The following is a 16,891-nucleotide window of genomic DNA, read 5'->3' as shown; positions in this document are numbered from 1 at the left end:
AGGTCGCCCGAGTTGCTTTCCCCGGGGCGGGGTACGGACACGCTGGTGTTCCGTGCCCCGCCCCGTCCGTCGTGGACCACGTCTGACAAGGTCGCGGACATGAGCGACATACGCGCACAGGGCGAACGGGTGGGCCCCGCCGTCACGCTGGGGCTGCTGGCGGCCTGGGTTCTGCACGATGCCGAGGAACTCGCCACCGGGCCTGGCTGGATCCGCGAGAACCTGCCCGCGCTGCGGAAGCGCTTCCCCGGCGTGCCGGAGCCGGTGTGGAGTGCGATGGAGGCCGTGGAGCCCCGTGAGTTCGCGGTGGCCGTCGGGGTGATGGCGGGCTTCGTCGGCTCCGCGGCCGTCGCGGGGCACCGTACGGGGGGCCGGTCGGGCTTCTACCAGGGTGCGCTGGACGGATTCGGACTGCACGGTCTGGTGCATCTCGCCCAAGCTGCCGCCGCACGGGGGTACACGCCCGGCTCCGTCACATCCCCGCTGGTCGTCGTGCCGTTCACGCTGTGGGCGCGGGGGCGGCTGCGGCGGGCCGGGGTACTGAAGTCGGCGCGGACGCGCGATGTCGCGTTGGGACTGGCCTTGGCGGCGGGCGCCACCGCGATCTCGCACGCTGTCGCGCGCGCGGTGGTCGGGACCCGTTGAACTCACGCGCCGTCTTCGGCAGTTGGGGCGAGCCGACGGCGGGAAGCCGGGCCTCGGTCGGGGCGCGGCCCCCGGCCCCCGGCCCGACCGGCCGCGTCCCACGGGTCCGACTTTCCCGCCGTACCTATGCTTCCGGCCGCTCCGGTCGACCGGAGCGCAGCATCTTCGCGAGCGCGTCGATGCGATTGGTGGTGATCGAGTCGACTCCCGCCGCGACCAGGAGTCGCATGCTGCGCACCGTGTCCGCCGTCCAGGCGGAGACCAGCATCCCGTCGCGGTGGACCCGCTCCGTCAGCTCCCGATTCACCAGACCGAAGCGGTAGTTGAGCCAGCGGGGCCGTACCGCTTCGAGTAGTACGGGGCGCGGTGGGGCCAACGACAGCCACGTCATCGCGATCTCGGCGTCCGGGTCGGCGTCACGCACCGCGAGCATCGCGTCCGCGCCCGCGCAGTAGTACACCCGGTCCGCCGCGCCGCAGTCGCGCACCGCCCCGACCACCGCGCGCACCGTCGCCGCCGTGGCGCTGGGCAGATCGATCATGAGCCGCGCGTCCGCCACCGCCGACGCCGCCAGCACCTCTTGGAGCGCCGGCACGCCGCCCTGTGTCAGGGTGCGCAACTCGGCGTGGGTGACCTCCGCGACCGCCCGGTCATGCCCCCAGAGCCGTTTCAGCGAGGAGTCGTGCAGCAGGACGGGCACCCCGTCACGCGTGACCCGTACGTCGATCTCCACGGCGTCCGCGCCCCGTTCCAGGGCGGAGCGGACCGAAGGCAGGGTGTTCTCCCGGACGCGGTACGGATCTCCCCGGTGCCCCACGGCCACGACGGAGCGCAGCAGCGCGTCGCCGACACCATCGGCGCCGCCCCGTGCGGCCGTCACGTGGCGAGCCACTGCGCGGTGTACGTGTCGATCTCGCCGGTCAGCCGGTTCTTGCCGGCCTGGTCGAGGAACGACGCCTCGACCGCGCCCTTCGCGAGCTCCGCCACCCCTCGCTCGTCCAGCTCCAGCAGCCGCGCCGCGACGGCGTACTCCTTGTTGAGGTCGGTGCCGAACATGGGCGGGTCGTCGCTGTTGACCGTCACGAGCACGCCCGCCGAGACGAGTGTCCTTATCGGGTGCAGTTCGATGTCGGTGACAGCCCGCGTGGCGATGTTGGAGGTGGGGCAGACCTCCAGAGGGACGCGGTTCTCGGCGAGGTACGCCATCAACTCCGTGTCCTGGGCGGAGCTGATGCCGTGACCGATCCGTTCGGCGCGCAGTTCCTTCAGCGCGTCCCACACCGTTCCGGGGCCCGTCGTCTCGCCGGCGTGCGGTACGGAGTGCAGTCCCTCGGCGATCACCCGGTCGAAGTGGGGTTTGAACTGGGGCCGCGGCACGCCGATTTCCGGCCCGCCGAGACCGAAGGACACCAGCCCCTCCGGGCGGAGGTCGACGGCGAGCCGCAGAGTCTCGTCCGCGGCCTCCAGACCGGCCTCGCCGGGGATGTCGAAGCACCACCGCAGTACGACTCCGAACTCGGCCTCGGCCGACTTGCGGGCGTCCTCGATCGCTTCCATGAAGGCCTCGGCGGGGATGCCGCGCCGGGTCGAGCTGAAGGGCGTGATCGTCAGCTCGGCGTAGCGGATGTTCTGCCGCGCCATGTCGCGGGCGATCTCGAACGTCAGCAGCCTGACGTCCTCCGGGGTACGCAGCAGATCCACGACGGAGAGGTAGACGTCGATGAAGTGCGCGAAATCGGTGAAGACGAAGTAGTCGGCCAGCGCCTCGGGGTCGGTCGGCACCTTGGACCCGGGGTGCCTGGCCGCCAGTTCGGACACGATACGGGGCGAGGCCGAGCCGACGTGATGGACATGCAGTTCGGCCTTGGGCAGCCCTGCGATGAAGGGATGAAGGTCGGTCATCGGGTCCTCCGCGTGCTGAGCGGCGGCGGAAAGGATGTCGCCGTCCGCCGGGCAGGACATCCCCCTGCCCAGGGCTTTACCGGTCGGGAGCCATCGTAGGCGGGGCGGACGGCGCGTCCGGCAGAGGCCTTAGCATGACGGAATATCGATGGGGGAGGACCATGTCAGACAGCAGTGCGCAGCCACCGGGCGCCAACGAGCCGAGCGACCCGTGGGCGCCGCCGGAGCGCCGGGTGCCGTTGGACAAGCCGGCGCAGGCGTCGGGCCCCGTCCAGGACCAGCCGCCGGTCACGCCCGTTCACGATCAGTCGACCGTCACGTCGATGCCCGTCGCGGGGCCGCATCCCAGCGCCGCTGCCGCCCCGGGCGCCGGGCCCCGAGCCGTACCGCCGCCGCCGATAGCCCCCGGGGGGCCGGCCCCGGCGACTTCCGGTCCGTACGGCTACCCGAGCGCGCCCGTGGCCACCCCGTACCCCGGCGCGTCCTATCCCGGGTACCCGGGATACCCCGGCTATCCCGGGTACGGGCAGGGCGGCTGGCAGCCAGGCCCCGCGAACGGCATGGGCGTCGCCGCGATGACGCTCGGCATCCTCTCGATCTGTCTCTTCTGCCTGTACGGCGTCGTCGGCATCGTTCTGGGCATCCTCGCCGTGATCTTCGGCGTCGTCGGCAGGAAGCGCGCCGAGCGGGGTGAGGCCACCAACGGTGGTCAGGCGCTCTCCGGAATCATCACGGGGACCATCGGGATCGTCATCGGCGCGGTCGTCATCGGTCTGATCGTCTGGGGCATCACCGACGCGATCAATGACGAGAACAACAACGACTACGACAGCGGCACCGACGGCTACTCCGCCATGCTTCTCGTGGACACCGCCACTGATCACGCCGCCCGCTGATCACGCCGGTACGTGTCGCGCCGCGCCCCGTTCGGCGGCCGGTGGGACGGTCGGCGAGGCAGTCGGCGCGGGACAAGGCGGCCGGAACGACGTTCAGGTGCCCGCCACCTCCGCGCGGAGCCGTTCACGCGCCTCCATGAGAGCGAAGCCCAGCAGATTGATCCCACGCCAGCGCGCCGGATCCTGCGCCCTCTCGTCGTCCGCGGCCAGCCCGATGCCCCAGATCCGGTCCATCGGGCTGGCCTCGACGAGGACCCGGTCGCCGGTGCCCAGGAGGTACTCGCGCAGCCGCTCGTCCTGCCGGAACTTGTGAACGCTTCCTTCCACGACGATGCCGGACCGCTCTCGCTCCCATACGGCCTCGTCGAACCCCCGCACCAGCCGCCCCGCCTTCTTCGCCAACGCCGGACCGGCGGCGGCCAGAGCCGTCCGCTCCGCCTCCGCGTCGTCGAAGAGCCGGGCCTTGGACGCCATCATCCAGTGCTCCGCCGTCGCGTACTCAACCCCGTCGACCGCGAACGGCGACTGCCACCACTGGCTGAGACAGCTCGCGCCGATGACGCCGTCGCGCCGCGGGGCGTGACCCCAGAAGTGCAGATATTTGAACCTCTCGCCGCGACCCGTACGGTCGATCAGCTCGGCAGCCGTGATCATCCCCATGCACGCGAGTCTGGCAGCCACCACTGACAGTCCGTATGCCGATCAGGGCGATGCGGCGACACATGGTCAACCGATTCCGTCGCGTAACCAAAAGGCAACAACGGAATCACTTGTTGGACGCCCCGTGCTCTGTCAGTATCGGCACTCAATTCAAGCCAGAACAACAGCCACGGCGTCGGAACGACTGGGCGACAGCCGGAACACGGAGGGCGCCATGGGCAACCGCTTCCCCGCACGGGACCGTTTCGCGGACGGTGCGCAGTTCATCGGCGGGCGGCTGCGTCCCGGCACCTCGGGCCGTACGCACGCCGTAATCGACCCTGCGACGGGCGAGGAACTGCTCACGTACGAACTGGCGGGCGTGGCCGATGTCGACGCGGCCGTGGCCGCGGCGCTCGCGGCGTATCCGGGCTGGGCCGGCGCAACCCCGGGGGAGCGTTCCGACGCGCTGCACCGTTTCGCCGCCGTACTCGCCGATCGGGCCACGGAGTTCGCGGAGGCCGAGTCGGCCCAGTGCGGCAAGCCGATCAAGCTGTCCACGGAGTTCGACGTTCCGGGAACCGTCGACAACGCCGCCTTCTTCGCGGGCGCGGCCCGTCATCTGGAAGGCGCGTCCGCAGGGGAGTACAGCGGCGACCACACCTCCTACGTACGACGCGAGCCGATCGGCGTGGTCGGCTCCATCGCCCCCTGGAACTATCCGCTTCAGATGGCCGCCTGGAAGATCCTTCCGGCGGTCGCCGCGGGCAACACGATCGTGCTCAAGCCCTCCGAGTTGACGCCCTTCACCTCGCTGATGTTCGCCCAGGCGGCACAGGAGGCGGGCATCCCCGACGGCGTGATCAACATCGTCAACGGGGCGGGCGCCGACGCGGGGGAGCGCCTCGTCGGCCACCCCGACGTCGTCATGACCTCCTTCACCGGCTCCACCGCCGTCGGCAAGCGCGTCGCCGAGATCGCCACCGCGACCGTCAAGCGGCTGCATCTGGAACTCGGCGGCAAGGCACCGTTCCTCGTCTTCGACGACGCCGATCTGGAGGCCGCCGTCCAGGGCGCCGTCGCGGGCTCGCTCATCAACACGGGGCAGGACTGTACGGCCGCCACCCGCGCCTACGTCCAGCGCCCGCTGTACGACGCCTTCGTGAGCGCCGTCGCGGCGCTCATGGAGACGGTGCGCCTCGGTGACCCGTTCGCCCCGTCGACGGACATGGGGCCGCTGATCTCGCACGCGCACCGCGACCGGGTCGCCGGGATCGTCGACCGGGCGCGCGGATACGCCCGGGTCGTCACCGGGGGCGGTGCGCCCGACAGCTTCGATCCGGACGGCCACGCCCCGCAGAGCGGCGGCACGGTGCGCGCCGGCCTCGCCGACGGTGCTTACTACCGCCCCACGCTCGTCGTGGACGCCGCCCAGGACAGCGAGATCGTCCAGTCCGAGATCTTCGGCCCCGTCCTGGTCGTCCTGCCCTTCGACTCCGACGACGAGGGCATCCGCCTCGCCAACGACACCCCGTACGGCCTCGCGGCCTCCGTATGGAGCCGCGACGTGTACCGCACGGGGCGCGCCACCCGCGAGATCAAGGCCGGCTGTGTCTGGGTGAACGACCACATCCCGATCATCAGCGAGATGCCGCACGGCGGCTACAAGTCGAGTGGTTACGGAAAAGACATGTCGGCGTACTCGTTCGAGGAGTACACACAGGTCAAGCATGTGATGTACGACAACACCGCGGCCGTCAGGAAGGACTGGCACCGCACGATTTTCGGGGACCGTCTCTAACTCTTCTCTCCCTCTCCTCACCCGAAAGGGCACCGCCCATGGAGCAGTACGAGCCCGACCGTCTCTCGGCGGCCCAGATAGCCGCGACGCGCCGTAGCCTCAGCAACGGCAGAGGCGCGCTCAGCCGCCGTTCGCTGCTGCGTGCCACCGGCGCCGGGGCGCTCACGATCGGCGGCGCGGCAGGTCTTGCGGCCTGTGGGATCCCGCCCGCGAAGAGGGAGGGCGACGGCCCGGCGTCCACCGACCACTCGGCGAAGGAGAAGCGCGTCGTCTTCTCCAACTGGACCGAGTACATGGACGTCAGCGAGAACGAGAAGGACTATCCCACCCTGGACGCGTTCACGAAGCGCACCGGGATCCAGGTGAAGTACACGGCGGACATCAACGACAACGTCGAGTTCTTCGGCAAGATCCAGCCGCAGCTCGCGGCCGGCCAGGACACGGGGCGCGATCTGATCTGCGTCACCGACTGGCTCGCCGCCCGCATCATCCGGCTCGGCTGGGCGCAGAAGCTCGATCCCGCCAACTTGCCCCACGCGTTCGCGAATCTGTCCCAGCAGTTCCGCTCGCCCGACTGGGATCCGGGGCGCGCTTACACCTATCCGTGGACCGGTATCCCCTCCGTCATCGCCTACAACACGAAGGCGACGGGGGGCCGCAAGATCGAGTCCGTGTCGCAACTGCTCGACGACCCGGACCTCAAGGGGCGGGTGTCGTTCCTCTCCGAGATGCGCGACTCCGTCGGGCTGACCCTGCTCGACATGGGCAAGGACCCGGCGTCGTTCTCCGACGACGACTTCGACGGTGCCGTCGCCCGTATTCAGAAGGCCGTGGACAAGAAGCAGATCCGCCGCTTCACCGGCAACGACTACACGGCGGACCTCAGCAAGGGCGACATCGCGGCCTGCGTCGCCTGGGCCGGTGACATCGTGCAGCTCCAGGCGGACAACCCGGACGTCCAGTTCGCCATCCCGGAGAGCGGTTACATGATCTCCAGCGACAATCTGCTCGTACCGGCGAAAGCACGGCACAAGACCAACGCCGAGAAGCTCATCGACCACTACTACGAGCTTCCCGTCGCCGCGCAGCTCGCGGCCTACATCAACTACGTCTGCCCCGTCGAGGGCGTCCGTCCGGAGCTCGCGAAGATCGACGAGTCGATGGCGTCCAATCCGCTGATCCTCCCGGACGCGGAGATGGCCTCGAAGTCCCACGCCTTCCGCTCACTGAGCAGTGAGGAAGAGACGGCGTACGAAGAGAAGTTCGCCAAGCTCATCGGCGCCTAGGCCGCAGCCGGCCGGCCGACCGGACCACCGGGTCGTACGGCCGCAGGGGTCCCAGAGGCCCCGTCCGCCCCGTTCCTCTCCTCCCAAGCCCCCGGGATCGTTACCCATGACTGAGACCGCATCCACCGACCGGGGCGGCGACGACGTCCGCCTCACCGGGATAAGCAAGTCGTACGGCTCCTTCCACGCCGTGAAACCCCTCGACCTCACCGTCCCCGAAGGCTCCTTCTTCGCCCTCCTCGGTGCCTCGGGCTGCGGCAAGACCACCACGCTGCGGATGATCGCCGGCCTGGAGGACCCCACCACCGGATCGGTCTTCCTCGGCGACCGTGACGTCACCGGTCTGCCGCCGCACAAGCGCCCCGTCAACACCGTCTTCCAGAGCTATGCGCTCTTCCCGCACCTCGACATCTACGAGAACGTCGCCTTCGGCCTGCGCCGTCGGGGCATCAAGTCGGTGAAGAAGCAGGTCGGCGACATGCTCGACCTCGTGCAGCTCGGTGACTACGCGAAGCGCAAGCCGCACCAGCTCTCCGGCGGCCAGCAGCAGCGCGTCGCCGTGGCCCGCGCGCTCATCAACCATCCGAAGGTGCTGCTGCTCGACGAACCCCTCGGCGCGCTCGACCTCAAGCTGCGCCGCCAGATGCAGCTGGAGCTCAAGCGCATCCAGACGGAGGTCGGCATCACCTTCGTGCACGTCACGCACGACCAGGAGGAGGCCATGACGATGGCCGACACGGTCGCCGTGATGAACGCGGGGCGGGTCGAGCAACTGGGCGCGCCGGCGGAGCTGTACGAGAACCCGCAGACCACCTTCGTGGCCAACTTCCTCGGCACGTCCAACCTCATCGAGGCCGACGTCGCGGAGAGGACCGGCGACGAACTGGTGGTGACGTCGGCCGGCGTGAAGCTGAGGCTGCCCGCCGACCGCTGCACGGCGCGGGTGACGGACGGCGGCCGGCTGCTCGTCGGTGTGCGCCCCGAGAAGATATCCCTCGCGCACGCGGACGACGCGGGCTCCATCCCCGCCGGCCGCAACCGGATCACCGGGCGCATCGTGGACTCCAGCTTCATCGGGGTCTCGACCCAGTACGTCATCGACAGCCCCGTCTGCGCGGAGTTGGAGGTGTACGCGCAGAACATCGAGCGCGACGGCCGACTCGCTCCCGGGGCCGAGGTCGTCCTGCACTGGAACCCCGCGCACACCTTCGGGCTCGACGCGGACCAGGACATCGACGCGGGCGTCAAGACGGTGGACGAGGAGGGGGTGTGACCGCCACGGCAGCGCCACCGGCGCCACCCACCCCACCGGTCACCGACGCGGCAGTACGCAAGATCCCGCGCCGTAAACGCCTCGTCCCGTACTGGCTGCTGCTGCCCGGCATCCTGTGGCTGCTGGTCTTCTTCGCGCTCCCGATGGTCTACCAGGCGTCGACCTCCGTACAGACGGGCTCCCTGGAGAAGGGCTTCGAGGTCACCTGGCACTTCCAGACCTACTGGGACGCGTTCCAGGAGTACTACCCGCAGTTCGTGCGCTCCCTGCTGTACGCGGGCACCGCCACCGTCCTGTGTCTGCTGCTCGGCTACCCGCTGGCGTACCTCATCGCCTTCAAGGCAGGCCGCTGGCGCAACCTCCTGCTGGTCCTCGTCATCGCCCCGTTCTTCACGAGCTTCCTGATCCGCACGCTCGCCTGGAAGACGATCCTGGCGGACGACGGCGCCGTGGTCGGGGCGCTGGACGCCCTTCGGGTGCTGGACGTGACCAGCTGGCTCGGCTGGACGGCCGACGACCGCGTCCTGGCCACGCCCATGGCCGTCGTCTGCGGCCTCACGTACAACTTCCTGCCGTTCATGATCCTGCCGCTCTACACCTCGCTGGAGCGCATCGACGGGCGGCTCCACGAGGCGGCCGGAGACCTCTACGCGAGGCCGGCGACGACCTTCCGGAAGGTCACCGTCCCGCTGTCCATGCCCGGCATCGTCTCCGGCACGCTGCTGACCTTCATCCCGGCGAGCGGCGACTACGTCAACGCGGAGCTGCTCGGCTCCACCGACACCAAGATGGTCGGAAGCGTGATCCAGAGCCAGTTCCTGCGCGTGCTCGACTATCCGACGGCGGCGGCTCTCTCGTTCATCCTCATGGCGGTCGTGCTGGTCGTGGTCACCGTCTACATCCGCCGTTCAGGGACGGAGGACCTGGTCTGATGCGCTGGATCCGACGCAATGTGGTCGTCATCGCGGGCCTGCTCACACTCGCGTACATGATCCTGCCGAACCTCGTCGTGATGGTGTTCTCCTTCAACAAGCCGAAGGGGCGCTTCAACTACACCTGGCAGACGTTCTCGCTGGACGCCTGGAAGGACCCGTGCGGCGTCGCGGACCTCTGCGGGTCGCTGACGCTCTCGTTCCAGATCGCCGTCTGGGCGACGATCGGGGCGACCGTCCTCGGCACCATGATCGCCTTCGCGCTGGTCCGCTACCGCTTCCGGGCACGCGGCGCGATCAACTCGCTGATCTTCCTGCCGATGGCCATGCCCGAGGTCGTGATGGCCGCCTCGCTGCTGACCCTGTTCCTGAACATGGGGGCGGAGTTGGGCTTCTGGACCGTCCTCATCGCCCACATCATGTTCTGCCTCAGCTTCGTGGTGACGGCCGTCAAGGCGAGGGTCATGTCCATGGATCCGAAGCTCGAGGAGGCGGCGCGCGATCTGTACGCGGGGCCGGTGCAGACCTTCGTACGCGTCACCCTGCCGATCGCCGCACCGGGCATCGCCGCGGGCGCGCTGCTCGCGTTCGCCCTCTCGTTCGACGACTTCATCATCACCAACTTCAACGCCGGTTCGTCCGTCACCTTCCCCATGTTCGTCTGGGGATCGGCACAGCGCGGCACACCGGTGCAGATCAACGTCATCGGGACAGCGATGTTCGCCGTCGCGGTACTGATGGTGATCGGCGGCCAGCTGGTCAGCAACCGGCGCAAGAAGGCCGCGACACCCTGAGCGGTACCTGAAGGAGATGGAAGACATGGCCCCTGGAGCCATGCGTACAGCAGCCGCCTCACTGGCCGACGCGCAGCCCGTCGCGTTCTGGCTAGACGATCCCGGCAAGCCGGGCGCCGTACCCGCGCTCGCGGGCGACGACCGCTGCGACCTGCTGATCGTCGGCGGCGGCTACAGCGGCCTGTGGACCGCGCTCCTCGCCAAGGAGCGCGACCCGCGCCGCGACATCGTCCTGATCGAGGGCCGTGAGGTGGGCTGGGCCGCCTCCGGCCGTAACGGGGGCTTCTGCTCCGCCTCCCTCACCCACGGTCTCGCCAACGGGCTCAGCCGCTGGCCCGGCGAGCTGCGGGCGCTGGAGGACCTCGGCGAGGGCAATCTCGACGGAATCGAGTCGGCAGTCGAGCGCTACGCCATCGACTGCGACTTCGAGCGCACGGGTGACATCGCCGTCGCCACCCAGCCGCACCAGGTCGAGGGTCTGCGCGAGCTGTACGACGGGGCGACCGCGGCCGGCTTCACCGGTCTGGACCTCCTGGACGCCGAGGCGGTCCGCGCGGAGGTCGACTCGCCGACGTTCCTGGGCGGCCTGTGGGACCGGCGCGGCGTCGCCATGCTCAACCCGGCCAGGCTCGCGTGGGGGCTGAAGCGGGCCTGTCTCGACCTCGGCGTACGGATCTACGAGAACACCCCCGGTCTCGAACTGGCCCGCTCCGGCGCCGGCATGGCCGTTCGCACGCCGTACGGGCACGTCATGGCCCGCCACGTCGCGCTCGGCACGAACGTCTTCCCGTCCCTGGTGCGGCGCGTGCGCCCGTACACGGTGCCCGTCTACGACTACGCCCTGACGACCGAGCCTCTTACCGAGGATCAGCTCGGCGCGCTCGGCTGGAAGAAGCGGCAGGGGCTCAGCGACAGCGCCAACCAGTTCCACTACTTCCGGATCACCGCGGACAACCGCATCCTGTGGGGCGGCTACGACGCGATCTATCCGTACGGAGGGCGGCTCGACGCCGCCCTCGACCACCGGCCCGAGACCTATCTCAAGCTCGCCTCGCACTTCTTCGAGTGCTTCCCTCAGTTGGAGGGTCTGCGGTTCAGTCACGCCTGGGGCGGGGCCATCGACACCTGCTCGCGGTTCTCCGCCTTCTTCGGTACGGCGCACGGGGGGCGTGTCGCGTACGCCGCCGGGTACACCGGCCTCGGCGTGGGCGCGACGCGCTTCGGCGCCGATGTGATGCTCGATCTGCTCGCGGGGGAGCGGACGGAGCGCACGGAGCTGGAGATGGTTCGGAAGAAGCCGGTGCCGTTCCCTCCGGAGCCGGCGGCGTGGGCCGGTATCGGGCTCACCAAGTGGTCGCTCGCCCGATCGGACATCAGGGGCGGGCGGCGCAATCTGTGGCTGAAGGCCATGGACCGGGTGGGGCTGGGCTTCGACAGCTGACCTTCCCCGGCCGGCTCCTTAGGAGGGCGCGGCGCAGGGCAGACGCCAAGCGGTGCGCCCTCCGTCACGCGGCTCGGTGGTCATGTGATCCACATCACCACTGCCTGTCGGCCCGAACTCGCGTAATGATCCGGCGCGACCTCCCTCTCCCTCTGTGGACGCACCGTCCGACGACGTGGAGCGGAGGCCGCATGATGACCGACTCGGGGGCCCACCCGGGGGCGAGGACCGCGCTGGAGTGGCTGGCGGCGGTGGCGCCCGATCCCGACGCCTGCCGCTGGGAGTGGGAACGGAACCCGCACGGGGTCGCTCTCCTGCCCGCCGGGAAGCGCTGGGACGTCCTGATCCTCCGTGGTGAGCTGGGATATCCGACGCTCGACGTGATGACCCGCCTCGTCGACCGGCCGGGCCCCGTCCTGGCCGATTTCGGCGACGCGCGCCTCGGATTCTTCGTGCCGCCTGGCACCGTCGCCCGCTGGATCGGAACGGGGGTACGGGGTGCGGGCGGCGGCACCTGGATCGTCGTCCCGTACCCGGGGCGAACCGGCGGCGGTGTGCGCTGGCTGGTCCCGCCCGACGGCTCCGGCACCCTCACCGATCCGCTGCTGCTGGAGCTGGCGATGCACGAGGCGGCGGCCGGGATCGCGGGGGACGCTGGCGGCGACGGCGCGGACGGTGGCTGCCAGAGGTCTTGACAAGCTGATTGGTCTGGACCATGTTGTGCCCGGCTCGGTCACTCAATTCCGCCATGCCCGGAGGCAGTTGTGGCACGCAACAGACGACCTTCTCGGTACCCCAGATTCGTGGCCGCGCTCGCGGCGGCCGTACTCACCGCGGGCGGTCTCGTCGTGTCCGCCGAGACGGCGCGCGCGGCCGACGCGGATGTCGCCACCAACGGCGGCTTCGAATCCGGCCTCACCGGCTGGAGTTGTACGGGCGGCAGCGGCGTGACCGTCAGCACCCCCGTTCACAGTGGCACTTCCGCGCTGAAGGCCACGCCGGCGGGCAGCGACAACGCGAAGTGCTCCCAGACCGTCACTGTCCGGCCCGACTCGGCGTACACGCTGAGCGCCTGGGTCCAGGGGAGCTATGTCTACCTCGGGGCCGCGGGCACCGGCACCACGGACGTCTCGACGTGGACCCCGTCCGCGCCGAGTTGGCAGAAACTGACCACCTCGTTCCGCACCGGTCCCGCCACCAACTCCGTGACCCTCTACACGAACGGCTGGTACGGCACCCCCGCGTACCACGTCGACGACCTCAGCCTCGTCGGGCCCGGTGGAGAGACGGGGCAGCCACCCGCCGTCCCCACGGGGCTCAGAGCCGCCACGGTCACCGCTTCGTCGGTCGGTCTCGCCTGGTCCCCCGTCGCGGGCGCGACCGGCTACACGGTGCACCGTGATGGGGCCCCGGATCTGAACGTCACCGGCACCTCGACGACCGTCACCGGACTCAGCCCGGCGACCGCCTACAGGTTCCAGGTCTCGGCGACCAACGCCGCGGGCCGATCCGCGCGCTCCTCGGCCGTCACCGCCACCACCCAGACCGGCGGCGGGGGCGGCAGCGGGGCGGACCTCCCCGCCCACGCCCTGGTCGGCTACCTCCACTCCAGCTTCGCCAACGGCTCCGGCTACACCCGCATGTCCGACGTGCCGGCCTCGTGGGACGTCATCAACCTCGCCTTCGGCGAACCGACGTCGGTCACCTCGGGCGACATCCGCTTCAGCCTCTGCCCCGTCGCCGAATGCCCGAACGTCGAATCCCCCGCCGAGTTCAAGGCCGCCATCAAGGCCAAGCAGGCGGCGGGCAAGAAGGTCCTGATCTCCATCGGGGGCCAGAACGGTCAGGTCCAGCTCGCCTCGACCGCCGCGCGCGACGCCTTCGTCAGCTCCGTATCCAAGATCATCGACGAGTACGGTCTCGACGGTCTCGACATCGACTTCGAGGGCCACTCACTCTCCCTCAACAACGGCGACACCGACTTCCGCAACCCCACCAGCCCCGTCATCGTCAACCTGATCTCCGCCGTGAAGAGCCTCAAGGCCAAGTACGGGGCGGATTTCGTCCTCACGATGGCGCCTGAGACGTTCTTCGTGCAGCTCGGCTACCAGTTCTACGGATCCGGCCCCTGGGGCGGACAGGACCCGCGCGCCGGGGCGTACCTCCCCGTCATCCACGCCCTGCGCGACGATCTCACCCTGCTGCACGTCCAGGACTACAACTCCGGGCCGATCATGGGGCTCGACAACCAGTACCACTCGATGGGCGGCGCAGACTTCCACATCGCGATGACCGACATGCTGCTCACCGGCTTCCCGGTGGCCGGTGACACCACCAAGGTCTTCCCGGCGCTCGACCCGGGCCAGGTGGCGATCGGGCTCCCGGCGTCGTCGCAGGCGGGAAACGGTCACACCACCCCGTCGGAGGTGAACAAGGCCCTGGACTGTCTGACGAAGAAGACGAACTGCGGGTCGTACCAGACACACGGCACCTGGCCCGCGCTGCGTGGGCTGATGACGTGGTCGATCAACTGGGACCGCTTCAACCAGTGGGAGTTCTCGCGGAACTTCGACAGCTACTACGGAGGCTGAGCCGATCCGATCAGGCCCGCCCGCCCTACGGGGCGTCCGCCCCCTTGCCGGCGGCCCCGCGCTTGTCGATCCACCGCAGGGCCGCCACCAACAGGGCCAGCAGCATGCCGCAGAGCAGCACGCTGCCGAGGACGTCCAGCGGCCAGTGGTAGCCCCGTAGCACCAGTCCGATGCCCGTCGCCGCACTGAGCACCACGGCGACGGGCATCGCCCATGGGTACCCCGTACCGCGCCCCGTAAGGGGACTCAGCAGCAGCGCGGCGCCGCAGTAGGCGACCATCGCCGTCGCCGTGTGACCGGAGGGGTAGTAGCCGGACTCCGCCGTGAGCGGCCCGGGGCGGTCGATCCACAGCTTCAGCGGCATGACGAGCACCGGAACGGCGACCATGGCCAGCGCGACCGCCACCGCTCGCGCACGGAGCCCCCGCCAAGCCGCGTACCCGGCCGCAATGGCCAGGACAGGCACGGCGACCGGCAATCCGCCGAGATCGGCCAGGAACTCCGTCAGCCAGGTGGGGCCGTGCCCGAACGCCCCGCGGCCCAGGCGCTCGTCCGCGTCACGGAGCGGGCCACCGGCGACGACCTGCCAGGTGGCGAGTGCGAAGAGAGCGGCGCAGAGGGCGAAGGCCCGGAGTGGAGAGGAAGACCCGAGGGGGCCGGCGGAGCCGGGGCGCCCGGAAAGGAATGTCGGCCGCCCCGGAACAGGGGGGGTAGTTCCGAGACGGCCGCCGGGACCGGGTCGCCGCGCGCCCCGGGGGGTTTGGGGCGGGCGGCCGTCCGATCGGTGAGGAATTCCGGAGCTGGATGCTCCAGTGCGCCCGAAGACGCGACCAGGACGGTGCTGGGGACGCGCCGTCGTGGGATCGCCCGCAGTCTCCTGCGAGCGGGGTGTTTCTTTCATCTGCCGAAACCGTACGTCAGGGCCGTGAGGTCCGACAGCGGGTGAGTGAACCCGCCATCGGCCCCGCACAGCTTCTTCACAGGGCGCCCCCCCGTGACCCGCACCGTACGGGGCGGTGGAGCCCTCCGTAGGGAGGCGGCTCCGACGGACGGTCAGAGTCCGGCGAGCGCCTGCTCCAGAATGTCCAGGCCCTCCGTAAGGAGGTCCTCACCGATCACCAGCGGCGGCAGGAAGCGGAGCACGTTGCTGTAGGTACCGGTGGTGAGCACCAACAGCCCCTCCATGTGGCACGCCTTGGCCAGAGCGGCCGTCGCCTCCGGGTTCGGTTCCTTGGTGTCCCGGTCCTTGACCAGTTCGAGCGCGAGCATCGCGCCACGGCCCCGTACGTCGCCGATGACGTCGAACTTCTCGGCCATCTCCTTGAGACGAGGCTTCATGATCTCCTCGATGCGCCTGGCCTTCGAGACGAGGTCCAGCTCACGCATCGTCTCGATGGCACCGAGCGCGGCGGCGCAGGCCACCGGGTTTCCGCCGTACGTACCGCCGAGACCGCCCGAGTGCGGGGCGTCCATGATCTCCGCGCGGCCCGTGACGGCGGCGAGCGGCAGCCCGCCCGCGATGCCCTTCGCCGTGGTGATCAGGTCCGGTACGACGCCCTCGTCCTCGCACGCGAACCACTGCCCCGTCCGGCAGAAACCGGACTGGATCTCGTCGGCCACGAAGACGATGCCGTTGTCCTTGGCGAACTTCGCGATCGCGGGCAGGAAGCCCTTCGCCGGCTCGATGAAGCCACCCTCGCCGAGCAGCGGCTCGATGACGATCGCCGCGACGTTGCCCGCGCCGACCTGCTTGCTGATCTCGTCGATGGCCTGGGCGGAGGCCTCGGCGCCGGCGTTCTCCGGGCCGGTCGGCCAGCGGTAGCCGTACGCCACGGGCACGCGGTAGATCTCCGGGGCGAACGGACCGAAGCCGTTCTTGTACGGCATGTTCTTCGACGTCAGCGCCATCGTGAGGTTCGTACGACCGTGATAGCCGTGGTCGAAGACCACGACCGCCTGCCGCTTGGTGTAGGAGCGGGCGATCTTCACGGCGTTCTCGACGGCCTCGGCGCCCGAGTTGAACAGCGCGGACTTCTTGGCGTGGTCGCCCGGCGTCAGCTCGGCGAGCTGCTCACAGACCTCCACGTAGCCTTCGTACGGCGTGACCATGAAACAGGTGTGGGTGAAGTCGGCGAGCTGGGCCGTGGCCCGGCGTACGACGGCCTCCGCCGAGGAACCGACGGACGTCACGGCGATACCGGACCCGAAGTCGATGAAGCTGTTGCCGTCCACGTCCTCGACGACGCCGCCACTCGCGCGGGCGGCGAACACGGGCATCACGGACCCCACGCCGGCGGCGACCGTGGCGGAACGGCGGTTCTGCAGCTCCAGCGACTTGGGACCGGGGATCGCGGTGACGACGCGCCGCTCCTGCGGGATTGCGGTCATGAGGGGCTCCTGGGGGTGGTTCCGGACGCTACGTGTCTCGCGTTCTCGCATCTGCCTTCACTTCGCAGGCTAGGGGCGGAGGAGGGTGGCGGGCATGCGCCGTTCGGGAGTATCGGGGGCGTGTCGTTGTCCGCCACGGACATACGGGGCGGTGGTGGACCGCTTCCGCCCGCCGATGGGCGTTCGAGAAACACTCCGTACGGCCGGAACAGTGAACTCCCCCTGCGCGGGCACTAGATTGAGGCGTGTACTGGGCGGACCTGGCTGGTCAGGGGACAGGGGTTCATGAACAACGACGGCACG

General features: G+C 69.7%; 15 protein-coding genes. 10 read left to right on the top strand and 5 right to left on the bottom strand.

Annotation, left to right across the window (positions count from 1 at the left end):
- The first annotated feature begins 99 nt into the window (after positions 1 to 99).
- Complete coding sequence (locus GXP76_RS08730) at positions 100 to 645, top strand: HXXEE domain-containing protein (protein ID WP_242570861.1); 546 nt, start codon at positions 100 to 102, stop codon at positions 643 to 645.
- Between the two features lie 124 nt (positions 646 to 769).
- Here GXP76_RS08730 and GXP76_RS08725 read toward each other — a convergent pair whose 3' ends face one another.
- Both GXP76_RS08725 and GXP76_RS08720 read right to left on the bottom strand, forming a co-directional pair.
- Positions 770 to 1,525: a glycerophosphodiester phosphodiesterase gene (locus GXP76_RS08725; RefSeq protein WP_374360256.1), complete on the bottom strand. Its 756-nt coding sequence runs from the start codon at positions 1,523 to 1,525 to the stop codon at positions 770 to 772.
- On the bottom strand, positions 1,522 to 2,547 hold the full coding sequence (locus GXP76_RS08720; protein WP_242570860.1) for an adenosine deaminase: 1,026 nt from the start codon (positions 2,545 to 2,547) through the stop codon (positions 1,522 to 1,524). The genes GXP76_RS08725 and GXP76_RS08720 overlap by 4 nt, the downstream gene beginning before the upstream one ends.
- 161 nt (positions 2,548 to 2,708) lie before the next feature.
- Here GXP76_RS08720 and GXP76_RS08715 point away from each other — a divergent pair, with 161 nt between their 5' ends.
- Positions 2,709 to 3,443 carry a DUF4190 domain-containing protein gene (locus GXP76_RS08715; protein ID WP_242570859.1) on the top strand — a complete coding sequence of 245 codons (735 nt, stop codon included), beginning with the start codon at positions 2,709 to 2,711 and terminating at the stop codon, positions 3,441 to 3,443.
- A gap of 93 nt (positions 3,444 to 3,536) precedes the next feature.
- Here GXP76_RS08715 and GXP76_RS08710 read toward each other — a convergent pair whose 3' ends face one another.
- On the bottom strand, positions 3,537 to 4,097 hold the full coding sequence (locus GXP76_RS08710) for an NADAR family protein (RefSeq protein WP_242570892.1): 561 nt from the start codon (positions 4,095 to 4,097) through the stop codon (positions 3,537 to 3,539).
- A 220-nt stretch (positions 4,098 to 4,317) separates the two neighbouring features.
- Between GXP76_RS08710 and GXP76_RS08705 the strand changes: the two genes are divergently transcribed.
- The 8 genes from GXP76_RS08705 (at position 4,318) to GXP76_RS08670 (ending at position 14,200) form a co-directional block, all read left to right on the top strand.
- Complete coding sequence (locus tag GXP76_RS08705; RefSeq protein ID WP_242570858.1) at positions 4,318 to 5,883, top strand: gamma-aminobutyraldehyde dehydrogenase; 1,566 nt, start codon at positions 4,318 to 4,320, stop codon at positions 5,881 to 5,883.
- Positions 5,884 to 5,921: 38 nt separating this feature from the next.
- On the top strand, positions 5,922 to 7,169 hold the full coding sequence (locus tag GXP76_RS08700) for a PotD/PotF family extracellular solute-binding protein (RefSeq protein ID WP_242570857.1): 1,248 nt from the start codon (positions 5,922 to 5,924) through the stop codon (positions 7,167 to 7,169).
- Between the two features lie 106 nt (positions 7,170 to 7,275).
- Positions 7,276 to 8,442 carry an ABC transporter ATP-binding protein gene (locus GXP76_RS08695; protein ID WP_242570856.1) on the top strand — a complete coding sequence of 389 codons (1,167 nt, stop codon included), beginning with the start codon at positions 7,276 to 7,278 and terminating at the stop codon, positions 8,440 to 8,442.
- Positions 8,439 to 9,374, top strand: coding sequence for an ABC transporter permease (locus GXP76_RS08690; RefSeq protein ID WP_242570855.1), 936 nt, complete (start codon positions 8,439 to 8,441; stop codon positions 9,372 to 9,374). Before GXP76_RS08695 ends, GXP76_RS08690 begins: the two co-directional genes overlap by 4 nt.
- Positions 9,374 to 10,168, top strand: a complete 795-nt coding sequence (locus GXP76_RS08685; protein ID WP_242570854.1) for an ABC transporter permease — start codon at positions 9,374 to 9,376, stop codon at positions 10,166 to 10,168. The genes GXP76_RS08690 and GXP76_RS08685 overlap by 1 nt, the downstream gene beginning before the upstream one ends.
- A gap of 25 nt (positions 10,169 to 10,193) precedes the next feature.
- The gene (locus GXP76_RS08680) at positions 10,194 to 11,609 is read left to right on the top strand and encodes an FAD-binding oxidoreductase (RefSeq protein WP_242570853.1); all 1,416 of its coding nucleotides are present in this window, start codon (positions 10,194 to 10,196) and stop codon (positions 11,607 to 11,609) included.
- A 194-nt stretch (positions 11,610 to 11,803) separates the two neighbouring features.
- Entirely contained in the window at positions 11,804 to 12,304 is a 501-nt protein-coding gene (locus GXP76_RS08675; RefSeq protein WP_242570891.1) for a hypothetical protein, read from the top strand.
- Between the two features lie 108 nt (positions 12,305 to 12,412).
- A complete protein-coding gene (locus tag GXP76_RS08670; RefSeq protein ID WP_242570852.1) occupies positions 12,413 to 14,200 on the top strand; it encodes a chitinase in 1,788 nt (595 codons plus the stop codon).
- Positions 14,201 to 14,225: 25 nt separating this feature from the next.
- Here GXP76_RS08670 and GXP76_RS35825 read toward each other — a convergent pair whose 3' ends face one another.
- Positions 14,226 to 14,666 carry a phosphatase PAP2 family protein gene (locus GXP76_RS35825; protein ID WP_308354121.1) on the bottom strand — a complete coding sequence of 147 codons (441 nt, stop codon included), beginning with the start codon at positions 14,664 to 14,666 and terminating at the stop codon, positions 14,226 to 14,228.
- Between the two features lie 587 nt (positions 14,667 to 15,253).
- Positions 15,254 to 16,588 carry a 4-aminobutyrate--2-oxoglutarate transaminase gene (gene gabT, locus GXP76_RS08660; protein ID WP_242570850.1) on the bottom strand — a complete coding sequence of 445 codons (1,335 nt, stop codon included), beginning with the start codon at positions 16,586 to 16,588 and terminating at the stop codon, positions 15,254 to 15,256.
- Positions 16,589 to 16,891: the final 303 nt, after the last annotated feature.

Source organism: Streptomyces sp. NP-1717, assembly GCF_022695985.1.
Lineage (GTDB): Bacteria > Actinomycetota > Actinomycetes > Streptomycetales > Streptomycetaceae > Streptomyces.
The sequence above is the reverse complement of the archived record's forward strand: the minus strand, read 5'-3'. Positions and strand labels throughout refer to the sequence as shown.